Here is a 21,366-nt window from a genome sequence, read left to right on the forward strand (position 1 = left end):
GTTGGCGTGATGGTTGTTGCGCTCGCCGCCTGCTCGACGATGCCGCGCAACGGCCCCGACAGCGGCGAGATCCGGTCGCAGCAGCCGGTGTCGCTCGACAGCCTGCCTTATGCGGTCGTCAACGTATCGCCCAGCGTGGTCGCCGTGCTCAACGACAACACCGGTCGCCTCACCAACGCGTTCGCCGATCAGCGGCCACCGAACGAGATCCGGTTTGGCGTCGGCGACGTGGTCAGCGTCACCATTTTCGAGGCTGCCGCCGGCGGCCTGTTCATCCCGCTCGAGGCCGGCGTGCGGCCCGGCAATTTCATCGCCTTGCCCAACCAGCCGGTCGACGGCAAGGGCAACATCTCCGTGCCCTACGGCGGCGCGATCCGTGCTGCCGGCCGCACGCCCGGCGAGGTGCAGCAGGCGATCGTCAAGGCGCTGCGCAACCGCGCGATCGAGCCGCAGGCGGTGGTCGCGCTGGTCGATCAGCGCACGTCGCTGATCAGCGTGCTCGGCGAGGTCAATGTGCCATCGCGCTTTCCCGCCAACGCCGCCGGGGAACACCTGCTGGACGCGATCGCGCGCGCCGGAGGGCCGAAGGCGCAGGGCTACGACACCTGGGTGTCGCTGGAGCGTGACGGCAAGCGCGCCCGCGTGCCGTTCGGCGCGCTGGTCTACGAGCCGTCGAACAACATTTTCGTTCGCCCGCAGGACACCGTCTATGTCTACCGCGAGCCGCAGACTTTCGTGGCCTTCGGCGCCGCGGGGCAGCAGGGCCAGTTCAACTTCGAGGCGTGGCGGATCACGGTATCGGAGGCGGTCGCCAAGGCCGGCGGCCTCAACGATGCGATGGCCGATCCCGGCTCGATCTTCATCTATCGCGGCGAGACCCGCGAGGTCGCGGAGCGCCTCGGCGTCGACCTCAGGCGCTTCAACACGCCGATCGTGCCGGTGGTCTACAACTTCAACATGCGCGATCCGTCGATGTACTTCCTGACCACGCAGATGGCGATGCGCAACAAGGACGTGCTCTATGTCTCCAATGCCCACGCCGTCGAAGTCAGCAAGATCCTCAACTACATCCGCCTGATCACCGCGACCGTCAACGATCCCATCGTCGCCGCCTACAACGGCGTTGCCCTGCACAATCTGGTGAAGCCATGACGCTGCAGATCTCCAAGATGAGCCGCATCACCGACCGTCAGGGTCCCGCCGCGGAGACCCTGGCGCCGGACCAGATCCTGGCCTCGGCCGCCGCGTTCTGCCGGCGGCAGTATCGCATCATTCTCGGCGTGCTGGCGCTGACGCTGCTGCTGTCGATCGGCTACCTGATGGTGGTGCGCTCGACCTATGCCGCCCAGGCGACCATCCTGATCGATACCCGCCGCATCCAGCTGCAGCCGCAATCGATGTTCAGCGACGCGCCGGTGGATGCGCCGCTGGTCGAGAGCCAGGTCGAGATCATCAAGTCCGACGATATCGCGCGGTCGATCATCAAGGATATGAACCTTGCGAGCGATCCCGAGTTCGCCCGCTATGGCGGCGGGCTGCTCGGCAACGCGCAGTACTATCTCTACGGCCTGCTCGACCTCGTCAACTTCAGCGGTGCCGCCGATGGCGACGAGGCCGTCGTGCGCCGCGCGTTGCGCGAGTTCTCGAAAAACCTCAGCGCCCGGCGGGTCGGCGTCACCTATGTGATCGAGGTCAGCTACCGCTCGGCCTATCCCGAGCGGGCGGCGAAGATCGCCAACGCGGTCGCCGAGGCGTATATCGCCGATCAGCTCAATGCCAAGTACCTCGCGGCACGGCGGGCCAGCAACTGGCTGGCCGATCGCATCGCCGAGCTGCGCGGGCAGGCGACCTCGGCGGAAAAGTCGATTGCCGACTTCAAGGCGGAAAACAAGATCATCGATGCCGGCGGCCGCTCGATTGCCGAGCAGCGCGTCGCCGACCTCAACAAGGAGTTGCTGTCGGCGCGCACCCAGACCACGGAGGCGCGTGCCCGGCTCGACCGCATCGAGCAGATCATGGCCTCGGACCTGCGCGAGGCGACCGTCACCGACACGCTGCGCAGCGATGTCGTCAGCAAGCTGCGGCTGCAGTATCTCGATCTGGCCAGCCGCGAGGCCGAGCTGTCGTCACGCTACGGCGCGACGCACCAGGCGGCGGTGAAGCTGCGCAGCCAGATGCAGGAGATCAAGCGTTCGATCAATGACGAGCTGGCGCGGCTCGCCGAGACCTATCGCTCGGACCATGAGATCGCCAAGAAGCGCGAGGCCGACGTGCAGGCGGCGCTCGACGACGCGGTGGCGAAATCGCAGCTCACCGGCCAGGCCCAGGTGCGGCTCAAGGAGCTGGAGAGCAACTCGCAGACCTATCGCACGCTGTATGAGAACCTGCTCGAGCGCTACACCGAGGCGATCCAGCAGCAGACCTTCCCGATCACCGAGGCGCGGATCATCTCCAGCGCCAGCCGGCCGGTGCGGCGCAGCAGCCCATCGACGTTGCTGGTCCTGCTGGTCGGCAGCGTCAGCGGGCTGATGCTGGGGCTCGGCATCGGCATCATCCATGACATGGCCGACCGGGTCATCCGCACCCGCGGGCAGGCCGAGGCCGTGCTCGGCATGGAATGCCTGTCGATGCTGCCGGTGGTTGGCGCCGCGGAGGCTTCGATCGTGCCGGCCGCGCCGACGGGGGAGCGCATCATCGCGCCCGGCGCGTGCATGGGCTGGACGGTCATGAAGGATCCGTTCTCCGGCTATGCCGAAGGCATCCGCGCCATCAAGGGCGCGACCGACCTCAGTCCGCGGCCGGGGCATGGCCGGGTGATCGGCCTGTCCTCGACCCTGCAGGGTGAGGGCAAGTCGACCATTGCGGCATCGCTCGGGCTGTTGTGCGCCGAGGTCGGCGCGCGTGCCATCGTCGTCGATGGCGATCTGCGCAACCCGGCGCTCACCATGCAGCTCAGCCCGTCGGCCTCGGCGGGTCTGCTGCAGGTGGTGGGCGGCGTGGCGCCGCTCGACGAGGCGCTGTGGCACGAGGCCGCGAGCGGCCTCGCCTTCCTGCCGGCGGTGTTGAAGGCGCCGCTCGCCAGCTCCAGCGAGGTGCTGGCCTCGTCGGCGATGACCGGCCTGGTGGCGCGGCTCGCCGAGGCCTACGACTATGTGATCATCGACCTGCCGCCGCTGACGCCGATGCTCGATGTGCGCGCGACCGCCGGCTTCGTGCAGCTCTATGTGCTGGTGATGGAATGGGGCYGGACGCGAATCGATGCGGTCGAGGAAGCGCTGGTCGCGGCACGGGCACTCAAGGACCGCCTGCTTGGCGTGGTCCTCAACAAGGTCGATACCGCGCAGCTCGACCAGTATGAGTGGCAGGTCGGCAGCCTGCGGCGGTCGGATACGGCCGCTGAGCCGCACTGGGTGGTGCGCGATACCAGGGTGTGATCCCGGACATGCAGCCACGGGGCCCGCGACAGCAGCCCGCTCGAGCGGGGCGGCATGGCATCACGGGCGGTCGGCGGCGACCGATCCACGGAGCGCCGCCGCCGGCTTGATGAGCGCGGTGGACGGCGCGCCGGTGAGCGGGCCGAGCACCGGATGCAGGCGCAATCGCTGCAGCATCGCAAGGCACCCGCCGGCGAGGACGGCGTCGAGCGCGATCAGCAGGCCGGTCTGCTGCTGCAGGCGGAAGCTGACATAGGCGACCGGCAGGAACAGCATCGCCTCCAGCAGATGGATGCGCGCGGCGCGCTTGGTCTCGCCGCCGCCCATCAGCAGCGCCGCAAGGTAGAAGTGCAGCGAGCTCAGCAGGATCAGCAGGCTGGTGGCCGCCAGGAAGCCCGGCGCGAAGCGGATGCCGGAGCGCAGCCACAGTGCCAAAAGGCCGTTGGCGAACACCAGTGCGCCGAGGCTCGCCACCACCGCTCCGCCGAGCAGCAGCAGGCCGCTGATGCGTGCGGCGCGCCGGGCGCCGTCGCTGTCGCGTGCCGCGAGGCGTGACGCCACGACATTGGTCAGCGGGAATGTGAAGGCGATCAGCACCGCGCCGTAGGACTGCATCAGCCGCATCAGCACGCCGAGCTCGAGCACCGCATCCGGGCCGAACATGAAGCCGAACAGGCCGGTGGAAAGCTGGTAGAGAATGCCGATGCCGAGGCTGATGATGGTGAAGTCGAGGGTGCTGAGCAGCAGCAGCCGCACGGCCTGGCGATGCCAGCCGAAATGGCGCACCAGCAGGTGGCGGTTGCGCCTGGCGACGTCGATGCCATGGGCGATCGATCCCAGCAGGAAGCTGAGATTGAGCAGATAGGCCGCGAGCGCGATCGAGGGATGGCGCGGGAACACGACGAACAGCAGCACCAGCGACAGTGCGTAGCTGCCGAGCTGGAAGTAGTACAGCCGCTGCAGCTGGTGATGCCCGGCGTCGATGCCCTCGAACACCGACAGGAAGAACCACAGGCTCATCGCCAGGAACAGGCTGACGATGCTGACCTCGAACTCGGTGCGGTGATGGGCGATGGCGTCGTTGAGCGGCACGGTAGCCATGACGGCGAGAAACAGCGCGGTCGCCACCACGAACAGGCCGAGATTGATCAGCGCGGCGAGGGCCGTCGCCATCGAGATCAGCCGTGCGGTCAGCGCCGGCGAGCGATGGGCGGCGCGGGTGATGATGCTCGCCACCACCCGCCCCATGCCGACATTGGCAAAACCGATCCACGATCCGATGCTGAGCACCACCAGGAACAGGCCGAAGCGGTCCTGGCCGAGGCGCGCCAGCACGAATGGCAGGCCGATGAGGTTGAGGGCGATCGCCAGCAGCCGGACCAGCCAGGCCGCGAGGGTGGGAAGCAGGATCGATTTCATCGCGCGCGGCGTCCTTCCAGGGCGTTGTCGAGCGGCGTAGGCGCCGGTTGCGGGATGTTGATGTCTAGTGAATCACGGCGGCTTCTCGGTGGAAGAACTTCGCTGTCGGCGGCACCTTGCGGGTGCATTCGGCGGGATTGCCGGCGATCAGCGAGTACGGCTCCGCCCGGATGTGGTTGATCACGGAGCCGACCGCGACGATGCAGCACTCCGGCAGGATGACGCCCTTGGTGATCAGCGAGCCCGAGCCGATCATGGTGTAGTCGCCGATCACGATCGGCGCGCAGGTCTGGCGGCAGCGGATGATTTCGACGCCATGGGTCAGGAACTGGCTGCGCGCGCCGGCGATTCCGGCATAGCGGCCGATGGTGATGCTGTCGGTGCAGTCGATGTAGTGCTGGTGGCCGATCATGCTGCATTCGCCGACGACGAGCTCGGAGCGCCGGTTCTTGGCGCCGCTGAAGAACGGCGTGTCGATCCGGGTCGACAGTCCGCTGATCCAGTTGAAGTTGCCGATGTAGGCGTCCGCGGCCATCTGCAGCCGGTCCATTCGCCCGACATAGGTGAAGTGGCCGAGCCGGGCGCCTCTGGCAATATCCACCTCGTCGGCCAGCACGATCGACAGCCCGATGCGGGCGTCGGGATGCAGCTTGTGGCCGAGGCAGGCCTGCAGCAGCCTGCGGCGCAGCGGCCAGGGCAGGAACAAGCCGATCACCTGCAGCGCGAACCTGATCATGATGTCACCCGATCGTTGGTGTTGAAGAGCTTTGCGACTGATCGCGGTGCCGCGGGCCAGATCGGCGCGCGGCCCGGCGGGCGCAGGTGTCGCCACTGCGGCTGCCGGAACGGGATCACGTTGGCAGGCATCGGCCGCGCTGGCGGCGCCGGGCGCGGCGGCAGCGCGCGCCAGACCAGGGCGCGAGCCGCGCCGCGAACGGGCGGCCGCGCATAGCCCAGGATGAGCATGAAGAAGAACGCGCCGATGAAGCCGATGTTGAAGTTGTCGGGCTCGAAGCACTGGATCAGCAGCGTGGTGGCAAGGCCAAGGCCGCAGATCAGCCCGCGCCGCTCAGGCAGCCGCGCCCCGGTCCAGATCAGCTGGATGGTGCGCGCCAGCACCGCGAGCAGCAGCAGGCCGCCGAGCAGCATGCCGAAATCCATGAAGTAGGACAGCACGCCGCTGTGCACCGAATGCAGGTTGTAGCGGCTGGAGCGGAAGCCGTAGCCGAAGAACACGAACTTCTCCATGGCATCGAAGAACGCGTTCCAGGAATCGGAGCGGCCGGTGAACCCCGAGGACAGTCCGCGGTCGGGATCGAACAGGGCAAGGTCGTTGGTGAGGCGGTCGAACAGGCGGCCGACGTCGAGCGTCATCACCAGGCCCATCAGCACGGCCGGCGTGCCGAGCAGGACGGCGCAGAGCGCGTTGGCAAGCGGCATGCGCCGCCGCGGGTCGGCCGGCACGCCGCGCATCGTGCAGGCGAGATAGCCGGCATAGAACAGCACGGTGCCGATCATCACCGTGCGCGCGCTGACCATGTAGGTCGCGGCAAGGCATGGCAGCAGCATCACGAGGCTCACCTGCCGCGTCAGCACGCTGTGCAGCACCAGCGTCATGTAGGCATAGCGGGCGTAATGGTTGGGATGGATCAGGCCGACCCAGCGGTAGTCGTGAAAGCCCTGCAGCATCGCCGCCGCGACCAGCGAGCCGCCGAGCGCGACGACGGCCATGGCGAGCGCATTGTCGATGGCGCGCGGTGGCGCCTGCCAGAACGCGATGCACAGCACGAAGCCGGTCGCGGTGAGCGCATACTGCGTCACCTGCGAGATTGAATCAGGATAGTCGCCGAGCAGGACGGTGAACAGCAGCACCAGGCAGGAGAAGATCCACAGGAACATCAGCGCGCCCTGGAAGCGGGTCAGCACGGTGACGATGCCGTGGCGCGCGAACAGCGCGAGGCCGAGCAGCAGTGCCGGCACCGCGATGTGCAGGCTGCTCTCGCCGACATTGGCCATGGTGGTTTCGCCGGCGCGCACGCTCTCCAGCATGGCCGGCGTCGCCCGCATCGCCGGATAGCAGATCGCGACGATATAGGCGGCAAAGCCGAGGCCCGCGCTGTTGACAAAGCCGCCCCGCAGCAGGCCGCGCAGGATCGCCAGGTCGATCCTGAGGGTGGCGAGGAGAGCCTTCATGCATCGCCCCCGCGCCGCCGGCCATGCGCCGGGCGGACGAACAGGAAGTCGGCCTGCACCGGCCCGCGCGCCGGATCGACATGCTGGTTGTAGACGCCGGCGAGCTCGAAGCCGTTGCGGTCCATCCACCGCGTCACGTCCGGCACCAGCGGCTGCCCCTCGTAGAGCGGCAGGTATGAGCACTCGACATAGATGGTGTCGAAGCGGTCCAGCAGGTCCGCCGAGCCGCGCAGCACGTCGAGCTCGGCGCCCTGCACGTCGATCTTGAGCAGCGTCGGGCCATGCAGCTGCCCCGCGCTGAGGCAGTCCGCCAGCCGCTTCACCACGATGACGTCGGTCCGCGCCACCTCGACGCCGAAGATCTCGGTCTGGGCGCCGGTCGGCCGCAGCAGCGAGGAGGAATCGTCCTTGCTGGCGACGAAGATGGTGCGCGCGCCGGGCGTCTCGCCGATGGCGGCCTCGAACAGGTGAACGCGGCCATCGCCGTCGAGATGGCGGCGGAACAGTCTTGCCGGCGCCGACAGCGGTTCGAACGCGAAGATCGCGGCCTCCGGAAACAGTGCGCGCGCCAGCATGGCGAACTGGCCGCGGTTGGCGCCGACGTCCACGATGGTGCGGAACGCGAAGCGCTGCAGCGCGATGGTGTGCTCGATCGCCGGGGCGACGCCGTCGGCGAGCTGCGGCCACAGCCGCGGATGCAGGGCGCAATAGGCGCCCTTGCGCAGGGTCAGCCACTGCATGGCGCGATCTCCCGTATCTGTGCGTGATGCTCAGCCATAGACGCCCCGATAGCGTTGCTCGGTCGCCGTCCGGTCGAAGGTCCTGCGCGCATAGGCGATGGCGCCGCGGCTCCACTCCACCCATTCCGCGCCCATGGCGTGGATCGCCTCCAGCCGCGCCACGAAGCCGTCGAGGTCGGTCAGCGGCAGCGCCCAGCCGGCGCGCGCGGCCTCGACGTCGGTCCATGGGCTGCGGTCGCTGATCAGCACCGGCAAGCCGAGATGCAGCGCCTCGACGATGGCGTGGCCGAAATTCTCGCCGAGCGTCGGGTGCAGCAGCACGTCGTGCTGCGGCAGTGCGCGGGCGAGGTCGGCCGGCTCGACACGCCCCTCGAAGCGGATCGTGCCGAGGCCGACGCCCTGGCGCATCAGATCCTCGCAGCGCGCGAGGTAGTCGGCATCCGCGGCTTCGCCGAACACGCGCAGCGTGGCGGGCACGCGCAGCGCCTGGATCATGGCGATGGCGGCGGCAAGGTTCTTCTGCTCGGTGATGCGGCCGACGAAAGCGATGTTCAGGCGGCCCGCCGGCTTCTCCGCCCGACCGGCCGTGACGGGCAGTGCGGCGACGAACTGCGACACCACGGCGATCTGCTGCGGCCGGACGTGGTTGCGGGCGATGTCACGGGCCTCCCCGGGAGAGCCGGCAAGGTGCACCACCCGGCGATAGAGCCCAAGCAGGTCGGCGGCGCGGCAGAACAGCGTCTTGCGCAGGCTGCGCGTGCCCATGATCACGTCCATGAAGATGCCGTGCGGCGTGTGGCAGAGCCGGCTGTGGCGCGCGAAGCCGAGGCGGCACAGCGCCAGCGCCGGGATCGCCAGCAGCGGGTCAAACGCGCAGTGGATGTCGACCACGTCGAAATCCTCGTTGAGGCGGCGGGCCAGCAGCCGCCATGCGGGCAGGCCGCGCGGCACATACTCGACCACCGCATGGCGCAGCACCTCGCGGTGATGCGGAGCGGCGAACAGCGCGGCGCCGGTCGCGAAGTCGTGATTCAGGGTGAGGATGTGGAAGTCATAGTCATTGCCCAGCGCCTCGACCAGGTTGCGGATCGCCGTCGCCGGTCCGAGATGGGACCGCGACGGAAAGTACGATCGGTAGACGATCAGCACGCGTTTTCTGGCCATCGTTTCGCTCACCTCGTCCCGCGCTGTGCCGTCACGGCCGAACAGTCGGCCGCACCGTGTCGTCCGGCAGCGCGCCGGGCACCCGTGCGCGCTGGCGCTCGCTCAGCACGTCGCGGAACACGGCTTCGAACCGCGTCGCCACCATCTCGATGTCGAAGGTCGCTTCCGCGTGCCGCCGCGCGTTGCGGCCGGCCTCGGTGCGCAGTGCCGGATTGTCCAGGAACAAGCGGACGGCATGGACGAGCGCGGCGCGGTCGCCTGCATCCACCACGCGGCCCGCATCGAAGCCCCTGACGATCCGCGCGGCGAGGTTCTCCGACGGTGCCGACAGCACGATGGCGCGCCCGGCGCAGAGATAGCTGAGGATCTTCGACGGCACCGAGAACACGCCGGCATCGGGTTCGAGGATCGCGACCGTCACATCGGCACTGCCGAGCACGTCCGGAAAATCCTCGAACGGCTGGAACGGCAGCACGCGGACATTGGCGAGGCCGAGCTGGGCGCACTGGCTGGCGAGCCAGTCGGCATAAGGTCCCTCGGATACCACCATCATCATGGCGGTGGCGTCGCTCTGCAGGCTCAGCGCCAGGTCGAGCAACTGGTGCGGGTCGTGCTTGAGGCCGATGGTGCCGCTGTACAGCACGACGATCTTGTCGGCGAGGCCGTGGCGGCGCGCCCAATCGTTGTCCTTCGGGCGCAGCGGCAGCTCCCGGATCGGCGCCCAGTTCTCGATGACATGGATGCGCTCCGCCGGAAGCTGCAGCTCATGGCGGATGGTATCGACAAAATCGCGGCTGATGACGACGATGGCGTCGCTGGCGCGCAGCGCGTTGCGCTCCACCCGGCGATAATGCGCGCCGACCAGCCGGCCCGGCAGGCCGAACTTGCGGCTGAGGATGCGCGCGATCGCCGCCGAGTAGATGTCCTGCTGCCAGAACACGAAGCGGCTGCCGGCACGGCGGGCGCTGCGACCGATCTCGGCCACGCAGTCGAGCGGGCAGTTGCCGGCCAGCACGACGTCGGCGCCGAACGCCGTGATCGCCGCGGCGAAGGCGCGGCCGATGCGCACCTCCTGGAAGCGCCGCCGCACGAACGAGTATTTGTAGAACGGCACGCCGAGCGAGATCGGCTGGATCGAGAAGTTGTCCGGATCTTCGGCCGTCCGGCTCAGCGTGCCGTGCGGGCTCTGGAACTCGGAGAAGTGGAAGTGCCGCACTTCATGGCCGCGCGCTGCGAGCGCGCGCGACAGCTGCACGGCAAAGGCATGACCGGAATAGTCGACAACAGCAATACGCATGACGCCACCTGAACAACGACGCGCGTTAACCCGCGTTTGTGTAAGTCTTCATGGAGAACACCGTGAGAAAAAGAATCCTCAGGTCGAACCACAGCGACCAATGGTCGATGTAGTAGAGGTCGCACTCGATGCGCCGGATCATCTTGTCCAGCGTGTCGGTTTCGCCGCGATAGCCATTGACCTGAGCCCAGCCGGTCAACCCCGGCTTGACGTTGTGCCGTCGCGAGAACAGCTTGATCTCCGGGATGAACATCTCGTTGTGGGACACCGCGTGCGGCCGCGGGCCGACCAGCGACATCTCGCCGCGCAGGATGTTGAAGAGTTGCGGCAGCTCGTCGATGCTGGTGCGGCGCAGCCAGCGTCCGACCCGGGTGATGCGCGGATCGTCGCGCGTCGCCTGCCGGAACACGGCGTCGCGCGACACCTGCATCGAGCGGAATTTGAGCACGCGGATCGGCTGGTTGTTGTAGCCGTGGCGCTCCTGGGCGAACAGCACCGGGCCGTCGGAATCGAGCTTGATGGCGATGGCGGCCGCGAGCATCACGGGCCACAGCAGCAGCACGGCGAGTGCCGACACCGCGAGGTCGAAACCGCGCTTCACCGCGAGCGCGGTGGCCGACAGCGGTGCTTTCTCGAGGCTGTAGGCGACGACGCCCGCGATCTCGGCGAGATGGGCGCGCGCCCACACGCTCAGCGTGCGGCGCGGAATGACGTAGATCGCCGCTGGAATCTCCCGGAACGAAGTGGTGATGACCGACAGCTCGCTGTCGCGCGTCTCGTCCGCAAGCAGGATGACATCGTCGGCCTGCAGCGTCCGGCATTGATCGACCAGCGCCGAGGCGATGGTTTCGGCAGTGATGCACGGGCGGCCGCTGCGGTCGCGCGGCGGAATCTGGCAGTGGATGATCTGCACGCCGGCGCCGGTGAAGCGCAACAGGCGGCTATAGTCCGGGAAATGGACCTGGCGGCCGATCAGCACGATGCGGCGGCCGTGGATCGTGCCATCGGCGACGGCGGCCTTGAAGCGGCGATGGGCGATGGCGCGATAGGCCAGGATCACGCCGCAGCAGATCGTCAGCTGCGCCAGCAGCGCCTCGCGTGAATAGGCCTGCGGAAACTGTCCGAGGAACAGCAGCGAGGCCAGCAGTACGAAGGTGAGCAGCACGGACGCGAGCCCGCTCCAGAGATAGCGATGCGGCGTCGGCTGCTGGATCAGGTTGAACTGGTGAAACGCCGCCGCGATCGCGATCTCGCTGAGACCGACGAACATCGCGGCGATCACGTACAGGGCGGCGAGCCCGGAGGGACGATGCAGCGAGGCATGATAGGCGGCCGTCGCGAGAGCGCCTGCGGTGATCGCAAGACTTTCGAACAGCGCGATGGTGACGTAGGCCGCGGTCAGCGTCGGTACGTAGAAACGCTGGAGAACGTAGGTACCGGTCGGCCGCGGCTTCGGCGCGACGGCGGGTGCGCGATCCACCCAATCATCCGTTTGCCTGAACAGCGACATCGCGCGAGCGAGCTCCGATCCGATCCGATGCAGCCGCTCTACACGCTCGTTTACGGAAAACTAAGCATTTTAGAAAAACGCGATTAATTCCTACGGGATTCCACTTGAAACGACGGACGAAGCTACCATTCAGGCCTGTTCCGGACGCTACGGCAATGCATGTTCCGCAATGACGCGAACAGTCCGCGGATGTCGGTTGTTCGAATGCCGTGAAATCACGCCGCGGCCCGATGCTGCGTGCGTCGTCACGCGGCCGTGAAGCCTGCGATGGCGGATGGACGCGCTGTCAGATGCGCATTCGATCGCGGTCAATGCGCGGCGATTGTTGATCTGGCTCAATTCGCCGTGCGGAAGATGGCGGTGAGATGCAGTACCGCATCAGTCATGCATCGCAGCGGCGCGACGTTGCCGCGGCGATCATTTGGAGCCGCACCACGATGTCCACCATTGCCGCGTTTGCATGGGCGCTCGCGATTCCCGCTTGCCTGCTGGGGGCGCTCGCGAGTCATCATCCGGTGCGCCGTGCCGTCCCTGTGACGGTGCGGCAGCGCTCGCGCCGCCGCTGACGCCGCATGGCGCGGCCCGGTGTCGGGATGCGACCGCGCGATGCGGGCGCGATGAGCATGACCTGACGTCGCGGCCGCGCCGGCGCAGCGCGGATTGATCGATATCAAATCCGGGCGCGGTGCGGGGCGCTAGATTGCCGGCCGGGATCGGGAGACCGCCATGCGTCGCGCAATTGTCGTCGGCTCGATAGCCCTGGCCATGCTCGCTGCGGTGCTGTTCATCCCGGAGCGGGCCTCGCCTCAGTCGTTCGAGCAGCCGCTGTCCCGCAGCCACTACATTCCGCGGCTCGGCGACCTCATGGGCGTCATGCAGCTGCGTCATTTCAAGCTGTGGTTTGCCGGCAGGCTCGGCAACTGGGCGTTGGCGTCCTATGAGCTCACCCAGATGCGGGCGAGCTTCGACGACGTGGTGACGCTGTATCCGGGAGTCCCGGTCGCCGACATGACGATGATGGCCGAACCGATCGGCTGGATCGGGGACGCGATCAGGAAGAAGGATGTCGAGGCCTTCACGTCGGCGTTCGAGGGCATGACGGCGTCGTGCAACTCCTGTCACCACTCGATCGGGCGCAGCTTCGTCGTCATTCAGGTGCCGACATCGTCGCCGTTCAGCAATCAGTCGTTTGCGCCCGGTAAACCGTAGCGACAGCAGCCGCGACGGCGTTGTGCGCTTCGCTCACTCGGCAAACACCAGGCTCCTGCTCTCCAGCCGCGGCATCAGCTGCTTCTGTGCGATCTTCAGGGCTGGAATATCAATGGCGAATTTCACATTGTCGAATTCGTAGGGGATCTGCTTGCCGGTCAGGTAGGGGCTGATCTTCTTGTTGACGGCCGTATCCCAGGTCGCGAAGGCGAGCGCGCCGGTCAGCGCCAGCGAGCATTTGATCAGCAGGTCGGGGTTGCGCGCGAAGATGATGTCGAGCGGCGACTTGTCGAGATCGAAGTGGAGCGTGGTCTTGTCGAGTGCGAGCGTCAGCTTGAGCCGGTCCGCGTCCGGTGCGGCGGTGATGGTCGCGCCGGCGGCGTCCTTGACCGAGGTGCTGACGTCGGCTTTGAACACCTTGTCGAAGCCGGCGACACAGCTGAGCGCCTCGGCGCCGGGAAGCCCGAGCGCCGGAAGTGCCTGGAGCGCAAGGCTCGGGTCGAAGTCGATATGCGCGGTCATCGCGGCCTTGCCGGAGGCGTCGACCGCGAAGGTGGCGCGCTTGAGGTCCGGCTCGATGTGGCCGGTGACGCAGCCATTGACCGCGCCCTTGGCATCGGCGCCGCCCTTGACCTTGGCGAGCGGATTCTTGGCGAAGTAGTCGAGTGCCGCGGTGCGCGCGGTGCAGCCGGCGACGCCGATGGTGTCGAGGCCGAGGCATTGCGGCGCCGTCAGCACGTCGGCCGCCCTGCACAGTGCCGGCGCGGTGCGGTTGATTTCGCGCAGCGCGTCGCAGACCGGGCCGCCGACGGCTTCCACGATGGTTTCCTCCGCCTTGTCGACGGCCGTCTGGAATTTGGTGCAGGTGCGCTCGATCCGCTCGCGCACGGATTTGATCGCGCAGCCGGCCCATGCAGCGGCGCTGCACAGCTCGGCTTTGCAGGCCACATCCAGGTAGGGCACCTGATGGGTCACGGCCGGGATCGTTCGCACCCGGTCCTTGCACTGCTCCTTGGAGTCGCAGATCGACTTCTTGGCGCAGGCCTCGATGTCGCGGGTGCAGTTGAAGGTCGCCGGCGGCGTGCCGAGGGTGATGGCCTCGTCGAACGGCTTGAAAGTCTCGTCGAGCTGGACGGTGCCGCACATCGGCTCGGCCAGCGCCGTGTTCAGCGTCGCGGCGACGTAGGACAGGCTCATGGCGATGCGGGCGACGGCCTGGCTGCCCGGGGTGATGCCGAAGATCTGATCGGTCCGGCCGAGCATCTCCTGCCTGAAGGTCTGATAGGCGGCATCGACGGCCGCAGCATCGCCGCTCGGTGTCGCCGGCCGTTGCAGCACGATGCCCTCGTCGAGCATATCCTCGGTTCTGGTGTTGTTGTGGAGCGCCGCCAGCAGCCGCAGCGCCTGCGGCTCGATCAGCAGCGCGGTGCCCCGCAGATGCGGGCTCCAGTACAGCGCCTTGCTGTCCGGCTTGAACTTGCCCTTGGTGATGAGCCTGGTCACGTCGGTGTCGAGCAGCGGGCCGAAATTCAGCTGGTACCTGATCGGATTCACCTTGTCGTCGAGCGCGGCGTTGAGGATCGGCAGGGCGTCGGCGACGAGGTCGTTCAGCACCCCGGCGATGTTGCTGGCCAGCGGATCGAGAAAACCGGTGTGAACGGAATGGATGACGAGGCTCGACACCGCCGCGTTCACGACAATGGTGTTGCCGTCGATGTCGGGCGCGGCCAGCCCGATCGCGGTGGCCTTGACCGAGCGGTTGCCACGGGCGACCTCGAAGGCGAGGTCGATCTTCACGGCCTGCGGCTGCAGCGCCACGGCGGCGTCCGACACGGTGATGCGCAGGTCGTCCTTGGCGGGCAGCGGCTTGCCGCGCAGCTTGGCGACCTGCTCGCTGGCGGCCTGGACGATCAGCGCGGCCGGCAGCTCGACGAACATGTCGGCATTGGCGCCGATGTCCCGCAGATTGCGCTGGTTGGCTGCGACGGAGCGGCCCTCGACCTCGTTGGTCAGGCCGGATGGCCATTTGGCCTGGATGGTCGCCTTGAGGCGATGCTCGGCGAAGGTCAGAGCGGCAATGCCGCCGGCGACCATGGCCGCGACCACGACGATGGCAACAAGCGCCAGCCTGGACGGTGAGAAGCCCATGCCCCAGTCCTCCCGCATCCCGCGGCGAAATGTCCGAGGTCGGAGCTGGATCGTCAAGATATCTTGCAGCGGCTTGCAGCATCGCATCCCGGTGCGCGCCGCAGGGCATTGGTCTTGCTGGGGTTTTGGCCTTGCCGCAGACGGCCGGGTGCTGCATACAGACGGTTCGCGCCATGTCCTTCCGGGCATCGCGCGCCACTGACCCGGTGCATTGCCATGCTGCCCCACTCCGTGCTCGACACCACAGGCCTTTCCGTCAGGGAGGCGACGGCGGCCTGGCAGGAGAGCATCGGGGTGATGTTCGACACCCGATTGCGCCATGCGCCGGACAACGGCTTTCGTGCCGAAGTCGAGGGCTTTCAGTTCGGCGAGCTGCTGCTGGGGAGTTGCCGCACGGCCGCGCAGACGTTCGACCGCTCGCCGCGCCGGATCAGCCGTGACAATCTCGATCACGTGCTGCTGCAGTTCTATACCGAGGGCAGCTGCGGCCGCCGCGATGGCGGGCTCGACGAGCGCACGCAGCCTGGCGATCTCTGGATCTCTGACCTCGCGCAGCCGCAGGCCGTCGCCGCCACGGACTTCCGCAATCTCAACCTGGTGGTGCCGCGGCGGCTGCTGACGCCGCTGCTCAATGCGCCGGACGAGCACAACATGCGCGTGCTGTCCGGAGCGAGCCCGCTGGTCCGGCTGCTGTACAGCCATCTGCAGGCACTGTTCCAGAGCGGATCGCAGCTCACCCTGCAGGATGCCGACGCGTTGCTGCAGCCGACGCTGCAGCTGGCGGCCGCTGCGATCAACGGCAATGCACGCGAAGAAAGCCGGCAGGGCGTGGTGTCGTCGCTGTTCGGCGCCATCGCCCGCCATATCGAGCTGCATATTGCCGATCCCGCGCTGTCGGTCGACAGCGTCGCGGCGGTATTCGGGATTTCGCGGCGCAAGCTCTACTACCTGTTCGAGCCGTGGGACGGTTTCGCCAGCTATGTGCAGAAGCAGCGGCTGCAGGCCTGCCGTCGCGCGCTGGCCGATCCGGCGCAGCGCCATCGCACTGTCGCGGAGATTGCGGAGGCCCATGGCTTCACCCATCCCAAGAGCTTCAGCCGCGCCTTCCGCCGCCACATCGGCATGACCGCCCGCGAAGTGCGCAGCCTCGCCTCCGAAGGCGACAATCTCTCCGCGCCCTGGATGGCGACGGAAGAGTGGTGGTCCTGGATCCGGCAGCTGCGATAGCTCGTCGCACTGGCGGCCGCGAGCCGCCCGACAATCCGTCGGATCCTCAGCGCCCGCGCGCGGGACATGTTCGAACGCAGCGGGCACCGCTTCGCGCGAAGGAACGCGTCAAGACAGGAAGCGCGACGCGTTCGCGAAGCCGTCGAAAGCGAACGCGCTCCAAACCTTGCAGGATTCGTTACCGATTTTGCAGAACCGGCAACATTTCGTTGTGTCGGGCTGACAACGCGTGAACCCGGCAGCCGGCGTTGATATCGAGAGACAGGGATCAACGCGCCGGTCGGTCCTGGAGGTCGTCAGCCCTCCCGACCTGCATCGGCCAGACAAGAAACATTGGTGGCTGCGACACGCGGGGCCGACACGGTCGTCCGCGCGTTGGTGGCCGCCCTGGCGTCGAGACGTCGGCATGACGATGGAGTGCAGGAATATGGCTTCGATGACGAGCAGCGGTCGCCACGCTTCGCTGATGATGGTGGTGGTGGTCGGCCTGCTCTCGGGGGCCCATCCCGCCGGAGCCGGCGATGCACAGTGGCTCGCCAATCCGGCAACGGGCAACTTCAACGACCCAGCCAACTGGCAGGGCGGCGCTCCGCCCACGGGCACCGCGACCTTTGCGGCCTCGACCCAGACCAATGTCTCGGTCACGCCGGGCGACATGCTCGCCATCGGCGGTATCACGCTTGCGCCGAACGCTCCAGCCTACAGCTTCAGTCAGTGGTCCGGCAGGCTGACGCTCGGCGGCTCCGGCGTCACCGTGAATGGCGGCAGCGCGACCTTCAATCTGACGGGGAGCGCGATGTTGGGCTTCACGGCCAGCAGCTCCGCCGGCAATGCCAACTACGTCGTGGGCGGCGCGACCGCGGGGCTGGTTTTCGCGGATGGCAGCTCGGCCGGCAATGCGTCGATCACCAGCAACGGCGGCCTGGTGGCATGGAACAATTCTTCGACCGCAGGCAACGCCACCGTCGTCAACAATGGCGGCACCGTCGGTTGGCAGGACTCCGCGACCGCCGGCAATGCCACCGTGATCAACAACAGCGGCGCGACCCTGTTCCTCGTCAACGCGACTGCCGGTCAAGCGCGGCTTGTTGCGAATGGCGGCAAGTTCGACTTCTCGTTCGACTCGGGTCCGCAAAATGACAATAAATTCACGGCCGGTTCGATCGAGGGCGCCGGGCGTTTTATTCTTGGCGGCGGCGAGCTCACCGTGGGCGGCAACAACCTCAGCACGACGGTCAGCGGCGCGATCACCGACTGCAGCGTGAACGATAGCTGCGCCCGGTTGTCGTCCGGCGGCAGCCTGGTCAAGGTCGGCACGGGGACGCTGACGTTGACCGGCACGAACACCTATACCGGCGGCACGACGATCAACGGCGGCACGCTCGCGGTGGCCAGCGATGCCAGCCTCGGGGGCGCTGCCGGTAACCTGACGCTGGGCGGTGGCACGCTACGCTTCCTCAACGGCTTTACCACGAATCGCCGGATCACCCTCAATGCCGATAACGGTACCTTCGATACCAACGGCAACGATGCCACGCTGCAGGGGTCGATCGGCGGCACCGGCGCCCTTATCAAGACCGGCGCCGGCACGCTCACCATCACCAACGAAAACTATTATGGCGGCGGTACCATCATCAACGCGGGCGCGTTGGCGATCCGCAACGACATCAATCTCGGCATGGGTGGCGGCCCCATGGACGGCGGCGTGGTGTTCAATGGCGGCACGCTGCGCTTCCTGCAGGGCGTGTCGACCAGCCGCGCGATGACCTTCAATGCGGCGGGCGGCACCATCGATACCATGGGGTACGTCGCTTCGCTGCGCGGCCCGCTCAGCGGCGACGGCGGCCTGACCAAGGTCGGCAATGGCGTTCTGGTCCTGCGAGGCATCAGCAGCTATCTCGGGCCGACCAATGTCAACGCCGGCATCCTGGTCGGCGGACGTGCCAATGTGCTGTCCGCCGCGAGCACCTTCACGGTCGCCGCCGGCGCCACGCTCGACATTGGCGGCTCCATCCAGACCATCGGCGGCCTCGCCGGCGCAGGTCTCGTGCGCAACTCCGGCGAGCCGGCCGCCACCCTCACGCTCGGCGCCAACGGCACGAGCACGGTGTTCTCGGGTGTGATCGCCGACGGCCTCGCGCAGCTCTCGCTGGTCAAGACCGGCGCCGGCACGCTGGTGCTGAACGGGCAGAACACCTTCACGGGGCCGACCACGATCCTGGCCGGCAAGCTGGTGGTCGGCGACGACAGCCACCCCGCCGCGAGCCTCGCCAGCACCGTGACCGTCGGCGCCGGCGTGCTCGGCGGCATCGGCACCGTGGGCGGCGTCACAGTCGGCAGCGGTGCGCATGTCGCGCCCGGCAATTCCATCGGCACGCTCAACGTCGCCGGCAATGTCGGCTTCGCCGCCGGCTCGTTCTACGATGTCGAGATCAACGCGAGCGGCCAGAGCGACAGGATCGCGGCCACCGGCACGGCGCAGCTGTCCGGCGGCACGGTGACGGTGAGCGCAAGCCCCGGTTTTTACCGGACCGGTACACGCTACACGGTGCTCACTGCCAATGGCGGGGTGACTGGAACGTTTGCGTCGCTGGCGCAGAGCTTCCCGTTCATGCAGCTCGCGCTGAGTTACGATCCCAGCAACGTCTATCTCGATGTCACGCGCGGTCAGGCGTCGTTCCCGTCGGTGGCGATCACGCCGAACCAGGTGGCGGCGGCAGCGGCGACCGGGGCGTTGGGCAGCGGCACGCTGTATGACGCAGTGGTGCAGCAGCCGAGCGCGGCGAGCGCCCGCCAGGCGTTCGACCTCCTCTCCGGCGAGGCGCTGGCGTCGGCGAAATCCGTCATGATCGAGGACAGTCGCTTCGTTCGCGAGGCCGCCCTCGATCGTCTCCGCGCCGCCTTCGACGGCGTCGGCGCCGCGGGCAGCCCGGCGATCGCCTTTGCCTCCAGCGATCCCGGTCTGCCCGCGCCCGCTGCGGAGCGCTTCTCGCTGTGGGCGCGCGGCTTCGGCGTCTGGGGCTCGTCTTCGGGCAATGGCAACGCCGCCGGCCTGTCGCGCGATGTCGGCGGTCTGTTCGCCGGCGGCGACGCGCGTGTCGCGGACACCTGGCGTCTCGGCATGCTCGGCGGCTACAGCCGCACCAGCTTCCGGATCGGCGACCGCAACTCGTCGGGGGCGAGCGACAACTATCACGTCGGCGCCTATGCCGGCACGCAGTGGGGAAGCCTCGCCTTCCGCTCCGGCGCCGCGTTCACCTGGCATGACATCGCCACCAGCCGCTCGGTGATCTTCCCCGGATTCGCCGATGCGTTGAAAGGCAGCCAGCAGGCGCGCACGGCGCAGGTGTTCGGCGAACTCGGCTATCGCATTGACGCGGGCCGCCGCACGGCGCTCGAGCCGTTCGCCAACCTCGCCTATGTCAACCTGTCGACGGATGGCTTCACCGAACGCGGTGGCGCGGCGGCGCTCGTGGTCAACGGCGACAGCACCGGCGTCACCTTTACAACGCTCGGCCTGCGGGCGGAACACGGGTTCTCGTTCCCCAGCGGTCCGCACATGACGGGGCGCGCCAGCCTCGGCTGGCGTCACGCGTTCGGCGACATCACGCCGCTTGCGACCGTCGCGTTCGCAGGTGGATCGCCATTCGGCGTTGCCGGTCTGCCGATCGGACGGGATGTTGCGGTCGCCGGCGCGGGCCTCGACGTCAAGCTGACTGAAACGACGCTTTTCAGCATCGCCTACGACGGCCAGTTCGACGCCCGCCTGTCGGATCAGTCGGTGAAGGGCAATCTCAGCGTCCGGTTCTGAGCGCGGCGTATCAGTCGAGCGTCTTGAGCAGCAGGTTGGCGGTGGCATGGGCGTCGCCGCTGCCGTTGAGCGCGGCGGCGACAAAGGCTTGCCGGCGCGGATCATAAGCGACGACCGCGCGCACGCCGGCACCGCCGCCGCTGTGGCCGATCCAGAACAGCCGCTGCGGCGTGTCGGGGCGGTCATAGACCATGACGCCGAGGCCGTAGAACATGCCGGGGTCGAACATCGGATAGAGCCGCGCCAGCATCAGGCGGCGGCTCGCTGGTTTCAGCAGCTCGCCGTCGAGTGCGGCCTGCTCGAAACGGACCATGTCGGCGGGGGACGCGACGAGGGCACCGGCCGCGCCGGGCACGGCGATGTCGAGCCCGTCCTCGCCGTCGAGCGCCACCGGCAGCGCGACGTCGTCGGTCGGGCCGTCCGGTTGCGCCACCCGCATGTCCTTCAGTCCGAGACGGCGGATGATGCGCGCCTCGATCGCCTGGGGCCACGGCCGGCCGTCGGCCTTGGTGATGATCCGGCCCAGCAGGTCATAGCCGGAGTTGGAATACCGCCAGTTCTCGCCCGGACAGAACAGCAGGCCGCGGCGCTGCAGGATCGCCATCTCCTCCGCTTCGGTCATGCGCCCGCCCTTGCGGCGTACGGCGTCGTCCTCGTTGGCGCTATAGAGGCCGCTGGTGTGGGCCAACAGCTGCTCGATGGTGATGAGCTCGCCGTTCGGCACGCCGTCGGTCCAGCGCGACACCGGATCGGACAGGCGCAATTTGCCTTCCTCGGCGAGCTGCAGCACCGTGATGGCGATCGCCTGCTTGCCTGCGCTCGCCCAGAAGAACAGCGGCTTGTCGGTGCCGCGGCGGCCGGTCCACAGGCCCTTGCCCGGCAGCGCCACCGCCGCAGTCATCGATTGCGCCTTCGTCGCCTTGAGCGCGGTGTCGAGCGCGCCGTCCAGCTTGTCGGTCAGCGCCGCCGGAAGCTGGCCCGTGAGCGAGGTCCGCTGGGGCAGCTGCCCTGCGGTGGGCGCGGCCCGCAACGGCTGGCCGGCATAGGGCTTGGCCGCCGTGCACACCGCCGAGGCCTCGGGCGATGTCGCCTGGGTCGACGCCAACAGCACGTCCGAGGTCTTGCAGCCGGCGAGGGCGAGGCCAAGGATGGCGCCGGTCATTCCCGTCGCCCAGCATCGCCGGAGCGGTCGGCTCACAGTGGCGAATGGTCGC

General features: G+C 67.8%; 15 protein-coding genes. 6 read left to right on the forward strand and 9 right to left on the reverse strand.

The genetic code is table 11. The annotated features are described in order from the left end of the window. The first annotated feature begins 9 nt into the window (after positions 1-9). Together AB4Z37_RS13825 and AB4Z37_RS13830 are read left to right on the forward strand one after the other, a co-directional pair. Positions 10-1,152, forward strand: a complete 1,143-nt coding sequence (locus tag AB4Z37_RS13825; RefSeq protein ID WP_441517297.1) for a polysaccharide biosynthesis/export family protein — start codon at positions 10-12, stop codon at positions 1,150-1,152. Then, positions 1,149-3,434 (forward strand): GNVR domain-containing protein, encoded by a 2,286-nt coding sequence (locus AB4Z37_RS13830; RefSeq protein WP_441517298.1) that lies wholly within the window; start codon positions 1,149-1,151, stop codon positions 3,432-3,434. Before AB4Z37_RS13825 ends, AB4Z37_RS13830 begins: the two co-directional genes overlap by 4 nt. Positions 3,435-3,494: 60 nt before the next feature. On the opposite strand, the gene AB4Z37_RS13835 is transcribed toward AB4Z37_RS13830, so the two are convergent. From AB4Z37_RS13835 to AB4Z37_RS13865, 7 genes are all read right to left on the reverse strand, one after another. Continuing rightward, a complete protein-coding gene (locus AB4Z37_RS13835) occupies positions 3,495-4,853 on the reverse strand; it encodes a hypothetical protein (protein WP_441517299.1) in 1,359 nt (452 codons plus the stop codon). A gap of 64 nt (positions 4,854-4,917) precedes the next feature. After that, entirely contained in the window at positions 4,918-5,589 is a 672-nt protein-coding gene (locus AB4Z37_RS13840) for a hypothetical protein (RefSeq protein ID WP_441517300.1), read from the reverse strand. Continuing rightward, positions 5,586-7,046, reverse strand: coding sequence for a hypothetical protein (locus AB4Z37_RS13845; protein WP_441517301.1), 1,461 nt, complete (start codon positions 7,044-7,046; stop codon positions 5,586-5,588). Before AB4Z37_RS13845 ends, AB4Z37_RS13840 begins: the two co-directional genes overlap by 4 nt. After that, positions 7,043-7,786, reverse strand: a complete 744-nt coding sequence (locus AB4Z37_RS13850) for an FkbM family methyltransferase (protein WP_441517302.1) — start codon at positions 7,784-7,786, stop codon at positions 7,043-7,045. The genes AB4Z37_RS13845 and AB4Z37_RS13850 overlap by 4 nt, the downstream gene beginning before the upstream one ends. Before the next feature lie 30 nt (positions 7,787-7,816). After that, positions 7,817-8,950, reverse strand: a complete 1,134-nt coding sequence (locus AB4Z37_RS13855) for a glycosyltransferase family 4 protein (RefSeq protein WP_441517303.1) — start codon at positions 8,948-8,950, stop codon at positions 7,817-7,819. Between the two features lie 31 nt (positions 8,951-8,981). Next, entirely contained in the window at positions 8,982-10,247 is a 1,266-nt protein-coding gene (locus AB4Z37_RS13860; RefSeq protein WP_441517304.1) for a glycosyltransferase family 4 protein, read from the reverse strand. 25 nt (positions 10,248-10,272) lie between these two features. Then, positions 10,273-11,727: an exopolysaccharide biosynthesis polyprenyl glycosylphosphotransferase gene (locus tag AB4Z37_RS13865; protein WP_441517305.1), complete on the reverse strand. Its 1,455-nt coding sequence runs from the start codon at positions 11,725-11,727 to the stop codon at positions 10,273-10,275. Between the two features lie 395 nt (positions 11,728-12,122). Here AB4Z37_RS13865 and AB4Z37_RS13870 point away from each other — a divergent pair, with 395 nt between their 5' ends. Further along, entirely contained in the window at positions 12,123-12,323 is a 201-nt protein-coding gene (locus AB4Z37_RS13870; protein WP_441517306.1) for a hypothetical protein, read from the forward strand. 160 nt (positions 12,324-12,483) lie between these two features. Then, positions 12,484-12,966, forward strand: coding sequence for a hypothetical protein (locus AB4Z37_RS13875; RefSeq protein ID WP_441517307.1), 483 nt, complete (start codon positions 12,484-12,486; stop codon positions 12,964-12,966). 33 nt (positions 12,967-12,999) lie between these two features. Here the strand turns inward: AB4Z37_RS13875 and AB4Z37_RS13880 are convergent, their stop codons facing one another. Further along, positions 13,000-15,114: a hypothetical protein gene (locus AB4Z37_RS13880; RefSeq protein WP_441517308.1), complete on the reverse strand. Its 2,115-nt coding sequence runs from the start codon at positions 15,112-15,114 to the stop codon at positions 13,000-13,002. A 216-nt stretch (positions 15,115-15,330) separates the two neighbouring features. On the opposite strand from AB4Z37_RS13880, the gene AB4Z37_RS13885 reads away from it, so the two are divergent. Both AB4Z37_RS13885 and AB4Z37_RS13890 read left to right on the forward strand, forming a co-directional pair. Beyond that, the gene (locus AB4Z37_RS13885; protein ID WP_441517309.1) at positions 15,331-16,341 is read left to right on the forward strand and encodes a helix-turn-helix domain-containing protein; all 1,011 of its coding nucleotides are present in this window, start codon (positions 15,331-15,333) and stop codon (positions 16,339-16,341) included. A 436-nt stretch (positions 16,342-16,777) separates the two neighbouring features. Then, positions 16,778-20,152 (forward strand): autotransporter domain-containing protein, encoded by a 3,375-nt coding sequence (locus AB4Z37_RS13890; RefSeq protein ID WP_441517310.1) that lies wholly within the window; start codon positions 16,778-16,780, stop codon positions 20,150-20,152. 10 nt (positions 20,153-20,162) lie between these two features. Here AB4Z37_RS13890 and AB4Z37_RS13895 read toward each other — a convergent pair whose 3' ends face one another. Beyond that, complete coding sequence (locus tag AB4Z37_RS13895; RefSeq protein WP_441517311.1) at positions 20,163-21,314, reverse strand: serine hydrolase domain-containing protein; 1,152 nt, start codon at positions 21,312-21,314, stop codon at positions 20,163-20,165. Positions 21,315-21,366: the final 52 nt, after the last annotated feature.

Origin of the sequence: Bradyrhizobium sp. 2TAF24 (genome assembly GCF_052115025.1) — a bacterium.
Lineage (GTDB): Bacteria > Pseudomonadota > Alphaproteobacteria > Rhizobiales > Xanthobacteraceae > Bradyrhizobium_A.